Source organism: Pseudoalteromonas sp. 20-92, assembly GCF_030847595.1.
Classification (GTDB): domain Bacteria; phylum Pseudomonadota; class Gammaproteobacteria; order Enterobacterales; family Alteromonadaceae; genus Pseudoalteromonas; species Pseudoalteromonas fuliginea.
This window is the reverse complement of the sequence record NZ_JANJGQ010000043.1, coordinates 1-12,441: the sequence shown is the minus strand read 5'-3', so window position 1 is coordinate 12,441 and position 12,441 is coordinate 1. Positions and strand designations below refer to the sequence as shown.

At 39.2% G+C, this 12,441-nt stretch carries 6 protein-coding genes; 2 read left to right on the top strand and 4 right to left on the bottom strand.

Going from position 1 to position 12,441, the window contains the following annotated elements:
* On the top strand, positions 1-213 hold a 213-nt coding region (locus tag NRL14_RS20435), incomplete at its 5' end, for a hypothetical protein (RefSeq protein ID WP_306725481.1).
* Positions 214-557: 344 nt separating this feature from the next.
* Complete coding sequence (locus NRL14_RS20430; RefSeq protein WP_149605823.1) at positions 558-3,098, top strand: TonB-dependent receptor; 2,541 nt, start codon at positions 558-560, stop codon at positions 3,096-3,098.
* A 63-nt stretch (positions 3,099-3,161) separates the two neighbouring features.
* Here the strand turns inward: NRL14_RS20430 and NRL14_RS20425 are convergent, their stop codons facing one another.
* From NRL14_RS20425 to NRL14_RS20410, 4 genes are all read right to left on the bottom strand, one after another.
* Positions 3,162-5,090, bottom strand: a complete 1,929-nt coding sequence (locus NRL14_RS20425; protein ID WP_149605822.1) for a CRTAC1 family protein — start codon at positions 5,088-5,090, stop codon at positions 3,162-3,164.
* A 12-nt stretch (positions 5,091-5,102) separates the two neighbouring features.
* Positions 5,103-6,143, bottom strand: a complete 1,041-nt coding sequence (locus NRL14_RS20420) for a family 16 glycosylhydrolase (RefSeq protein WP_007375138.1) — start codon at positions 6,141-6,143, stop codon at positions 5,103-5,105.
* A gap of 151 nt (positions 6,144-6,294) precedes the next feature.
* Entirely contained in the window at positions 6,295-8,082 is a 1,788-nt protein-coding gene (locus tag NRL14_RS20415; protein WP_149605820.1) for an Ig-like domain-containing protein, read from the bottom strand.
* Positions 8,083-8,144: 62 nt separating this feature from the next.
* The gene (locus tag NRL14_RS20410) at positions 8,145-11,855 is read right to left on the bottom strand and encodes a TonB-dependent receptor (protein WP_149605819.1); all 3,711 of its coding nucleotides are present in this window, start codon (positions 11,853-11,855) and stop codon (positions 8,145-8,147) included.
* Positions 11,856-12,441 lie beyond the last annotated feature (586 nt).

Genomic DNA, 12,441 nt, shown 5'->3' with positions numbered 1-12,441 from the left:
CACGCAATGGCACTTGAAAGTAACAACGTGCAATACGCTTACTTGTACTTTTTAGCACTTGATAGCATTGGCGCAACGGCGCAGGCCGTGAGTGAGTTAAAACTTAAAATTAGTACTTATAATAACGCGCAGCAGCTCAAAAACTTAGGGATGAGTTTTGCTCAAAAGCTTAAAAATGCTGAGGATTACCACTTTTTTTCTCGTTTAAAATAATTTTTTGAAAATAAATTATTTTTCACTCTGAATCTGTACTTTAGATTAGAGATTAAAATTCAACCACTTAACTTAATAATCTTGTGTTACTTAAACGGTAATACAAGGTTATAACCTCAATATTATAAGTAACATTTAATAAACAAGTAATCAACACATTGCACTTGCAAACATCATATGTTTAAATTGTTAGAATGAATCATTCCTGATTATTTACATTTCTTGATTGCTTATAGCTTTATCGCAATTAAGGATCGCTGTTTAATTAGCCTGATTCTAAATAACAGATACTGCCGTTGCATTATCTGCACACACAGTAATTATGAAGAAACGGAGTGGTTAAAATGCTTAAACACAGTAAATTGCATACAGCAATATTACTTGCATGTTGTTCTTTATCAGCTTTCACACACACTGCATATGCACAAGAAGAAACAACCGCAAAGCAAGCTAAAAGCAATTCAGACGATTTTGAAGTTATTTTAGTAAGCGCACAAAAACGCGATCAAGCACTAAAAGAAGTACCGTCTTCAATTGAAGTACTTAGCGGTGATTTAATTCAAGAGATTGGCATCGATAATGGGTTTGATTTAGTCACCTACTTACCTGGCTTTGGTATTGATGACAGCAGTGAAATACGAACTACAACATTAAAAACACGTGGTATAGGCACTTTTACAAACTCCATTGGCTTACAGTCTTCAAACTTAGTCGTTATAGATGGCGAAGTGCTACCACGTCAATCAATGCTTAACTTACCAATTTCAGATGTAAAACGTGTAGAAGCGATGCGCGGGCCGCAAGGCACTTTATTTGGCCAAAACACATCAACAGGCCTATTACATTATGTAACTAAAAAACCTCAACTAGATGACAGGGTTTCAGGTACGGTTAGAGCACAAGTTACTGAGTTTGATGGCACTGATTTTAGCGGTACTGTAAATGTACCACTTAACGAAAACTGGGCAGCTCGATTCAATGCACAATACAGTGATATTGATGGCTGGATAAAAAACACTATGCCTGGTGAAGAAGACTACACTATTGGCGCAAAAACAACAAAAGCTGGTCGCGGCCAACTTTTATACGATAACGGCCAAGAATTAAATGTTCTATTTCGCTTAGAATATTCAGAAACAGACACAAACTGTTGCTCTCTTACTCGTTTAGGTGGAATAAACCCAGATTTTGGCCCTCGTCCAATCGTTAATGTGAAAGACGATGGCACTATTGAAGGTACCACTTATAACCGTGTTAATCCTGAGTCTACTTTTGAAGAAGCCGGCGGCCCGGTAACATCACGTAATGCTGAAGGTAATTTTGGCAGAACAGAAAACTTTGGCTTTTCAATATCTGCTGATTACTACCTAAATGATGAAGTTACGCTTAGCTATAATGGTAGTTATAGAGACTTTGATTTATATAACAGCTCAGCATTTTTCACTATTAATTTCCCTGTAGAACGTACCGCCTTTGGTGGAAACGAATCAGTTGATGTACTTCAACAAGAGTTTCGTATCTCATCGTTTAACAATGAAAGGTTTGATTGGGTATTAGGTCTTTTTTATCATGATACCGACGGCCAACGCTCAGAGGTACGCGATGGCTGTATTGCAGGTAACCGAGGATTTATTGAAGGCGGCGAATTAACTGGTTGTTATTCAAGACAGTCAACAGATGCTTTTTTAGCTAACTATGCAGCCACTGGCGATGACGACCGCTCATTATTGACGCCATCTCGTTTACTAAATAGTGGTGATTTTACAACTGGTTTTGAAAACGTCGCTATTTTTGGACAACTTGAATATCAAATAACTGAGCAATTAGATGCTACTTTTGGCTTTAGATTATTACACGAAAAAAGTAATGCGACCTTTGCCCGTAAAGATTTGGCAACACCTTCTACGGGTGTTGGAATGGAAACATTCGATGAAGTATTAGAACTTGCTCAAACTGATCCATCGCTTATTTTACGCCAAGACGCGCCAACTAAGTTTGATAACTCAGACACAGCCTTTATCTATAAAGCAGTTGTTGGATATGATTTTACCGATGATATTCGCGGTTATGTAAATTATTCTACCGGCTATAAAGGCGCATCTTATTTTGTAACAACAAATACAGACCCTGCTGATGCAGACAACTTCCCTACCGATCCTGAAAACTCTTCAAACTTTGAAGTAGGCCTGCGTTCAGCGTATTTTGATAACGATTTACTGTTTAACTTTACCTACTTTGATATGAGAGTTGACGATTATCAAGTACGTGCCAGCCGTGTAATAGATGAAGAAAATAACATTATTTTTGCAGGCTACGTGAACGCAGCACAAGCGCGTTCAACCGGTATTGAAGCCGATGTAGTGGTTAAAATATCAGATAAATTGAAGTGGTCATTTAACTACGCTTATTTTGATGCACGTTACGAAGACTTTGCTGATACACCTATAAATTGTCCTGCTGGTGATGGTGGTTTACTTGCTTCTCGCTGCACTACTGATTCAACAGGTCGTCAGAGCTTTGATCAAACGGGTTTATCTTTCCCTAATAATGCTGAGCAACAATTTTTAAGTACTATTTCATACAATACACAAATTGCTGATACTGGCTGGAAAGCAAATACTAGTGCAGTTTGGCGTTATAATGGTAGCCATACGCAATCAATTAATGAACTTGCCTTTGGCGAATCAGCTAACCCATCGTCAAGCATTTGGGATGGTTACTTGAGTGTAAGCAAAGATAACCTTCAGTTTAGTGTATTCATTAAAAACTTATTTGATAAGTCGTACACTACTCGCCAACGTATAAACTCTGAAGGTTTTGGGGAAGCATTCTATCCTCGTGACTGGAGTCGTTATGTGGGTGCAAGTGTTCAATATAGCTTTTAATTAAAGTATCAATACAAAAAATAGCGCTTAATAAGCGCTATTTTCTTACTTACACTTAATTACTTACAACGGCTCTTTTCTACCAACTAACTCCCCGTTAGCATCATTTATAACCGCATTACTAATATCTATATACTCATTATTACTCCAACGAACCGATACATTATTTATCTGTGTACACGTACCTAAACCAACGTGTAGCTTGTTATTTTCACTTTGTGAAAAACCTGCACCCGTTGAGCCTACAACACGCTTATAAGTATGCCCACACGCTTTTATAGTAGCAGTAGCTCCCAATGCAGACACGCCAGCGTTAGGTGAGTAACCAATATTAGTGATCAAAAAATTATGCTGTGCATCTAAAACACTGTTATTAGTAAATAGGTGCCAACGGCCCCGCTCGTTTGAGTAGATTAAATCAAGGTCGCCGTCATTATCGTAATCAAAGGCCTGTGCACTCCCCCCGGTTGCTCCAAGTTCAGTTGAAATAAGACCATGATTTTGTAAAGCCTCAAATCCTTGACCGTGCTGATTTAAATACAGTACCTGCTCGTTAGCTCTTGATGGATTACCATAACGTAATACAATTAAGTCGCTCCAACCATCGTTATTAAAATCCCCGGCTACTGCACTGGTTGTAGGCTCGCTAAGATTAATATTTAGCTTGGCTGTTGCATCAACAAATTTACCTTGCTGGTTTTCTAATAATACCGCTGGTAATGGCTCAAGCCCTTTTACGTTGGGTGAATTAATCACTCTTTTAATAACACCCGCTGTAGGCGATTTAGTATCCCCCGCGACGCGCCAAGTATCATTACCTAAGTAACCTATATATAAACCTTTTTTACTTAAATTTTTAGGCCAGCCGGTTGCTTGCTCTTTTGTTACATGTACCGTACGTTCACTGCCGCCGTGCCCTTTTAATATTAAAGGAGCGCTATTTTCTCCAATAAACACATTAAAATGAGGGTAAGCCATTTGCAGGTTTTCTATTTCAAAGTCACCCGATATTTTAAAGTCTTCAAATTTAAATGCTTCGTTACGAGCAAAAAAAGCAAAGTTTTGAGATTGAGCATCGTAAAAGGTGTGTTGTTCAAATTGATGTTTAGCGCGCGTTAAAAATAAATCAAAATCACCGTCATTATCAAAGTCGATTTCGGTCATACTACTTACATGACTAATATTACGGTTATTCCCTAATACAGCCTTACTTTTATTTTTATAGCCTAAATCAGATTTGCTCTGCACTGCAACAATGTCATCTCCACCGTAAAAAAATAAATCATCGTGCCCGTCATTATTAAAATCACTTACTAAGGTTTTATAACCAAGCCATTTAGCATTAGGTAAGTAATCGACAAACTTAAAATGATTATGTCCTTCGTTTTTGTATATATGGTTCGCTCCTTTTTTTTGCCTATTTAATGGAAAAGCAGAAAGTACTAAATCTAGTACGCCACTGTTATTACCATCAACTAATTTAACCGAACGTCCGCGTGTGCGTTCAAAATCATCAAACGTTTTTCCGCCTTCAACAGTGCGGTCATGATTTATTTGAAACGACACAGGTAAACGAGGTTTTAAGCCACCACCACCTCCTTGGGCAATTATTAAATCCATACGACCATCTAAGTCGTAATCAGCAACAGCAACACCATGTGTGTCGCCTTTAATAATTATCTGTGGTGCTGAAAAGGTATTATCTTTGTTATTCCAAAAAATTTTTACTGCGTGGGTATGCTCAGTAATTAATACATCTTGATAACCATCTTTATCAAAGTCTGCAATCAGCGCGCTATCCCACTTACGGCGCGATAGGGGCTCAAAAGGTATAATGTTTTGCGATTCTCTAAACATTAATTTATTACTGCGGTTGTCGCTTAGTGTTTCATTGCTTACCCTTTGAGTAGTGTTACATCCACAAAGCAGAATACTTGTAGCAATCAGTGATAAACAAAATAATGTGCTTGCTGGCTTAGTATTTTTTTTCATTTAACCCACTCCTTACTTAACTGACTGTATTGGTTTTTGCTGCCAAACACGGATGTATTCAATTTCAAAGTCGACTACACCATCATCTTTTTTACCTTCAGGGCTGTTACGTTCAAGCTCTTCTTTACTTTTTGGTACGCCATGCCAAGGAAAAGTCTCTTGATCAAGCCATAAAAACAGTGGCTTAGTGGCTACATAGCCTGTATCAACCCCACGATGCTCTTTAGCCCAGGCATCAGCTTGTGCTGCAGATACTTCGCTAAATAATTTACCGTCAACATAGTATTTAATTCCATCAGCACTCCAATCGATTCCATACACATGAAAGTCATCAGCCACTCTAAAACCTAAGTCTTTTCGCTCTGTATAAGTGGGCTTGCCCATCACCTTTTTATTCCAATCGCGGATTGACCACCATAATTCACTGTCTATGTGATCTTTTTTAGGATCAAGCGAGTCGCCAAATAATTCAAAAAAATCAACTTCTAACTTTTCACCCATCGACCAAAATGCACTGCTTATTTGCGCATCAGCGGCTTTACTTTTAATTTCTATGTACCCGTACTGAAATGACTTTCTGCCAATAAAGCATGCCGTTGTCAGGTTTTCGTATTTAAGTGCATCGCCAAACACGGGCTTATGTATTTTTTCTTCAAATGGAAAGTCTGGCTCCCAACGTGTTTCAAGCTTTAGCTTACCATCTTCTAAACGGTAGTTATTACCCGAAAATTGCGAAGGTGCTCGGCCTTTCCATACTTTTTTATTTGGCTTATCTGGGTGCTTATAAACGGGTTTACCCTTTTCTAGTTTACCCACAATGTACCAACGTTCTTCATCAATAGTGCTGGCTTCAAATTCATCACTTACTTGAGTGTTTAAAACCCATGCGCCTTCATTTAACGGATCGGTTAGTGGCAATACATTTTTAACACGCAGGCTCTTTTGCGTATTACTCGCGGAATCACTACTGCAACCGCCAAGAGTTATTACCGATAACAGTGCTGCTGTGAACGTCAATTTATGCGCTTTTATATTTTTTAATTTGTAGTTCATGATGTCTCATTATTTGGTATATAAATTAGTGTGAAAGTTAGAAGTTGGTGTATAAATAGATTTTTCATCGAGGCTTATAAGCAAACAAAGCGACTTTAAACTTATTTAGTTTAAAATCGCTTTAACAAATACTATTTTGTACACGTGTTACCTAAATGTCGGTACGAATAACAGCATAATCATCTATTAAAAGTGAATTCCCTGTTGGTAATCCATACACTTCCCAAAGAGTAAACACATCGGTTACTGAGCTCCACGTTGCTGGAATAGCCCATTCACGTGTACTAGTTGAATCCTCTTCAAACTCGATATATTGCCACTGCGTAGTGGCTGCGAGTGCTGCGCTAAATAAGCCGGCTTCTGAGTAACGACCTGTAAATCCATTTGCATCCTCAGGTATGCCGTCATAAACCCACGGTACAACAACATGGCGTAACGTAACGGGTTCAACAGGCACTTGATTTAACTTAACCCACACGGCATAACGGTATGTTTTACCAACAGACTCGGCACCACGTCCATAGTTGGCGCTATACCAGTTCCGTTGTTTATTCCAAACTTGCTGAGTTGCAAAAGAGTACGGTGTATTCGCTTCACCTTGAGTTGCAGTACCCGCTGTAATTTCAAGCGAACGACCATTACCCGACACAGAGGTTGCCGATACGCTATAAGTGGCATTACCTTTATAAGGTGCGCCTTCACCATTGAGGTTAAAGTCGGTGTTAAAGCCTGCTTCGTGTTCAGACACACCCGGCTCACACATTTGGTTATTAACAGTATTAACCGTAATACTTTTTTGCGAAATAAGTGATAAAGGTGTACTTGCTGTATCGCCATCAATAAGTTCAACCGTTACCGTATTTGTGCTGTCTATTGTTGTAGGTGCTTTAACGGCAAGTACTTCTCCAAAGCCGCTTTTTGCGGTTAAGCTTTTCGTAAATGAAACTTCATCGTTAAGTGTCCAATCAAAAGTATATTCGCCGCTTAACTCTGCGTTTAGTAAAGCCGGCTGCACTTCTACACCACTGGCCACACAGATAGGAACGTCCTTGTTACCTGAAGAAGCGCCTAACTCGTTTTTATCGTCGTTTGTTATTGCAAGACTAAAAGCACCTGTCACTGTAAGTGTGGCGCTTGATGAAGCTTCGGGGTTATCAACACTTGTGGCTGTAATAGTCGTTTCACCGGTATTTTTAGCACTAATAAGGCCATTTTCATCTATAGTTGCAATATCTTCATCTGCAATTGAATAAATAAGTGCGGGATTACACGCGTAACTTGGTATCGCTGATGCGAATACACTTGCTTGGCCACCAGCAGGGATTTCAATCGGCGAGACGCTGACCTCAGTTACAACATCATCAATCGCATTGACAGTTAATTGTAATGTACGTGTAGGCAGTGCTCCGCCCGCAGCAATAGCTGCACCATTATTGATAGAATATGTAATGTTATAAATAACTTGGCTCGGAAAGTCTAAGTTACCATCAGCAATAGGATTACCTTCGCCATCTAAAGCGCCTCTTATATCGGTTTGGTCGCATTGTCTTAATGCCGCCGAAAACGCATCGGTATTTATAACTAATTTAGTGCTATCACTTGATTGCGTGAAAGGTGAAATTCGGTGTGATGCAATAGTATTAGCACTTGTTTGTGGGGTAGTGAAATTATTATTAACCACAAACTCTAACTCACTTACGTTTATGGTTGCACCTGACTCAAAGGCTGGTTTACCGTCGATTGTTACGCCTTGCAGTAAATCAATTTCTTGAACTCCGGACTCCTCATTTAATGTGCTCGTGATCACCGCGGTATCGATTACAAGAGCTAAATCAGATTTAAACTGCGGATCATAACCTTCATCCGTTCCGCCGCACCCTGTTAATACTGAAAATATAACACTGCTAATTGCTGTTTTTATTAGTAAGTTATGTTTCATCTTACTCTCCAAGATTTGTAAGGCAGCGCGCCTAACGTGGCCCGCTGCTAATAGTTTCTCAATTAAAAGGTACCGCGAAGACCAACACGGAACTGACGACCTGTTTTCCAAACTGATGCTGTACGCGAAGTAGTTACACTGCCATCTTCAATTGCATTACCTTCATCAAGCACAACCTCTTGCGAGTTAGCTTCAAACGCATTACGACTAAATGAACTGGTGTAATAAATTCGGTTAGTTTCATCAGTTAAGTTAAGTGCCTGAAAAGTTACGCTAAAGTTTTTATTAATTTTATAACTTGAGCTAAAGTCCAAACGATGGGTTGCCTCTTGCCATGTAGCGCCGCCAACTAAACCTCGGTTAACTAATTGATCCCCGGTGTAGCGACTCGCTAAACGTAATTGAATCCCTTTTTGTTCCCAATACAGTGTTGTATTTAGGGAATGCTTTGGAGTGAAAGGTTGTGGTAGTGGTTTTAAAAATATATCGGTATTACCTACCTGCTGACGATCAGATTCTGAATCTTGGTAGGTATAGTTCATGTTTAAACCTAAGCCACCCCAATAACTTGGTAAAAAGTCATAGTTTTGGTTGTAACCTAGTTCAACACCTTTAATATCTGCGCCTTTACCATTGGTTACTGTGGTTACGTTTACAACGTCACATTCAATGCGCCATTGGTCAAAAAAGCCTGCAACTTGCCTAAGTGGCATACAATCTTCTTCGCCACCTGGTGCTCTATTCTCATCGTAATCAAGTAATAAATCGGCTGTTTGTAAATCGTATTCAGTCCTAACGTCTTTGTAGTGATACGGAACCACAACCGTTTCTTCAAAGTCTTTCATATCCTTGTAAAAGAACGCTGCCGACAGCAAGCCTGAATCACTAAAGTACCACTCATAAGACAAGTCGAGATTGGTTGATTTAAGCGGTTTTAAATTTGCATTTCCTGCTGAGCCATTGGCAGAGTCCCATTGTTGTTCAAAAATTTGTGTACGTGGGTTTAATGAATCAAAACGAGGACGTGTCATTGTTCTACTAACAGCAAAACGTGCAATCATTTCTTCGTTAACTGCATAGTTTAAGTTCAAGCTAGGTAAATAAGCGTCATGTCCGCCTTTTTTAGTTACCCATGCAACGCGGTCTTGTACTTCACGTCCGCTACCTTGTGTCCCTGTAAATGAGGTTGTTCTGTCTAAAAACGGCCAAATTTGTCCGTTGCTTGCAAAGTGTGCCCACGCATTAGCTGACGTTGGAACTAAATTTCCGTTGCTGTCGTAAATTAAAGAAGGTAATGCATTGTTAGCTATAATGTTGCCATTTTCATCTACAAAAACTTGCTGATTTACACCCAGTCCGGTGTTGCCATCAGCCCCAGGAATTACAAACTGACCCGTTAGCGGATCAACAGGGAAAGTAGCCGGGTTTGAGCGGTTATACGCATGGGTGATTTGCCATGCCCAACAGTTTTGTAGCTCAGCATCGTTTGCTGGTGTGTAACGATGATCAGGCTGACCCGTGTCAGATACCCCCATAACAGCTGCCGGACAGGCATCTAAATTTGTATTTGCTAAACCGCGCTCAACTAACAAATTGTACGCATCAACCATTTGTGGAAAACGCGTATAGTTAATACCGCCTACACCAGTTGCTGTTGTGTCATCTTTTACATACCTAAGGCCTAAGTTACCTGTTAGCTTGCCATCCATCAGCTCAAAGTTTGCTTTAAAATAAGCGGCTTTTGTTTCGGTTTCAATATTACGACTGCCTGTAATGGTTTCGCGTATACCTACTTCACCTGCATCTTTGCCTGAAACAATTTCAAGCGCTTTTTCGGCATCAAGTAACGGCCAGCCATTAAAAAACTCTGCAGAGCGGTCTGATTGAATATCTTCACCAAAATTATCGTAAGGATAGGCACTATCAGCGATTATATCGGCTAAGCGAATTGTACCAAGCCCACGTACTTCAAAAGTTTGATCAGGGTCTTCTAAATCTATTAAGTCACTGCCATTTGTGGTTGCTCTATTTTGAATAGAGACATCTTTTTTACGATTTGACCACTTAACTCCAAACTCGATCGATCTGATAAAGTCACCATCAAGCGCATAGTCAAAATCAACAAACAGTGATTTGTTTGTATCCGCTAATTTATTTTTACGCAGCACTAAACTACCTAAGTGATTGTGCTGCATGTCATACGGATTAAAACGGCTGTATACCGCATTAGACGTACCATCAAAGGCATCAAACTCACCTGGAGTAACGCCAGTTGAGTAACTACATTCTCCACTGCCGCCACAGTCGTAACCAACCATTTCGTGGCTGCCATCGGGCATTGATTCAACTATTTGACGACCTGCCGTGCCCCATGTAGCTGTACTAATAGAGATAAAACGATCTTTCTCATCATCGTCTGGTGTTTCATCTGTTGTTTTAGAAAAACCAGCTCTTACATTCATATTTAATGAATCAGTTACCTGATAATCAATATCAAGTGACGCTACATTAGTATCAATTTCTCTAAGTCCGTAGGAGCGAACAAAGTTACCGCCTGTAGAGCGGCTACTTGATTGCTGTAAGGTATTGGTCGATAAATCAACCCCGTTTAGTGCTGTATTGTCATCACCGGCATAAATTAAAGGTGTTACAGGTCCCATGTTTAAACGCAGTCGTTGACTGTCGGTTAACACATCTTGCTCTGTATGAGTTACATCTAGTTGAATATCAAGTGACTCTGTTGGTTGGTATTGAAAACCTGTAGATACTGACAAGCGATCTCGTTGGTCATTATTTAGTGTAAAATCAATAACCTCACGCGCTAAAACAAATAAATCACCTTCATGTAATATTTGCGTTTCAGGGTCGTAATTATTAAGTGAACTCAGTGGGTTTAATAATGCTTCTCCATTCTCACCGAAAAGCTTATTTCCATCAGCATCACGTTGATTGCCAAGTACCCTAATTGCTTTGCCTGTAACGGTGTCATGTGCTGTACGGCCTGTCGCATCATCTAAATCAACGATAGGAATTGCGCCGTTAGCCCAATCGGTATTGATACGATCTTGTCGTGTTTTTTGTGTATCTTTAGAGGCGGTGATAATAAAGCCAAAGGTGTCGTCAAAGTATTTATCAGAAAAGCTAAAATTAATGCGTGAGTCACTTTCATCAGAAAACTCGTTGTAGCGCCCTTCAACCGTAAAAGAACGACGTGGTTTGTTTAAATTTAGCGGTTTTACAGTTCTCAGTACAACACTTGCGCCGAGTGAGCCCTCATCATTATCAGCAGAAGACGTTTTAATTACATCAATAGATGACAAAATGTCTGACGAAAAAGAGCTTAAATCAACACTGTTATCGTTAGTCGCGCCCGCACTAGAGCCATCGGTACTTAGCCCGCCGGTAAGTGCTACACCATTCATTGATATTTGATTTAAAGAAGGTCCGGCACCACGAATTGATATACGTGTTCCTTCACCGCCTTCTTCTTGAATACTCACCCCTGTTACTCTAGATAGTGCATCAGCGATGTTTTGATCTGTTGATTTACCTACATCTTCAGCATGAATTGAGTCACTTACGTTGTCGGAAAAGCGCTTTGCGTTTACCGCTTTTCGTAAGCTACTTTTGATCCCTTGGACTTCAATTATTTCGATATCTTTTTGTAGTTTTATTTTCTCTTTTTCTTCATCTTCTTGTGCAAAAGCAGATGATGAAATAAGCGAAACAATAATAGCTGCAGAGACTGCTGATAACCTAAAGTTATGCTGCATTGTGTGCTCTCCTGTTTATCGGCATCGTTTTTCTCAATGCCAGTGTGTGATGATGTTGTCTGTTTTTATTGTTAGTTAAGCGCTGTAGGCTAAATTAATGTGCATCTTAGCTTCTAAAATTTAGACTTGAACAAACGGCTAACTTATGACCAAGTTAAACATATGACCTTTGCACTTACAAGCTGTTTACTTTATTTTTTACATTTTTATGTATTTGGGTATTTAACAGTGAAACATTGATATTATAAAAATTAACCACCCCAAATCTGCTTATATATGGGATCTATTTAACGTTAAGAAAATTAATCAAAGATTTATGCAGGTTGGTATAACTCTTTTATTGGTACTAAGAAGTAATTAATGAGATTTTTAATTCAGCTAGATAGGAATTTTAACGATTGATATTACAAAATAAAAATGTATTTATCTTATACTGTATGCAATAAAAAGTAACAATGCTAAGTTGGTTTTTTAGTAACAAACATAATAATGTTAAGGGCAATTTAATTCAGGGCAAGAGCATGAAAAAAGTCTATGCGTTCAGTACCTTTTCAAGGTAGGCTGTACTGCGCATAGCTTTTTTCTG

What these genes read in the sequence shown, in the direction of transcription:
- NRL14_RS20430 (WP_149605823.1), top strand. Translation starts at nt 558, where the DNA reads ATGCTTAAACACAGTAAATTGCATACAGCAATATTACTTGCATGTTGT.
- NRL14_RS20425 (WP_149605822.1), bottom strand. Translation starts at nt 5,090, where the DNA reads ATGAAAAAAAATACTAAGCCAGCAAGCACATTATTTTGTTTATCACTG.
- NRL14_RS20420 (WP_007375138.1), bottom strand. Translation starts at nt 6,143, where the DNA reads ATGAACTACAAATTAAAAAATATAAAAGCGCATAAATTGACGTTCACA.
- NRL14_RS20415 (WP_149605820.1), bottom strand. Translation starts at nt 8,082, where the DNA reads ATGAAACATAACTTACTAATAAAAACAGCAATTAGCAGTGTTATATTT.
- NRL14_RS20410 (WP_149605819.1), bottom strand. Translation starts at nt 11,855, where the DNA reads ATGCAGCATAACTTTAGGTTATCAGCAGTCTCTGCAGCTATTATTGTT.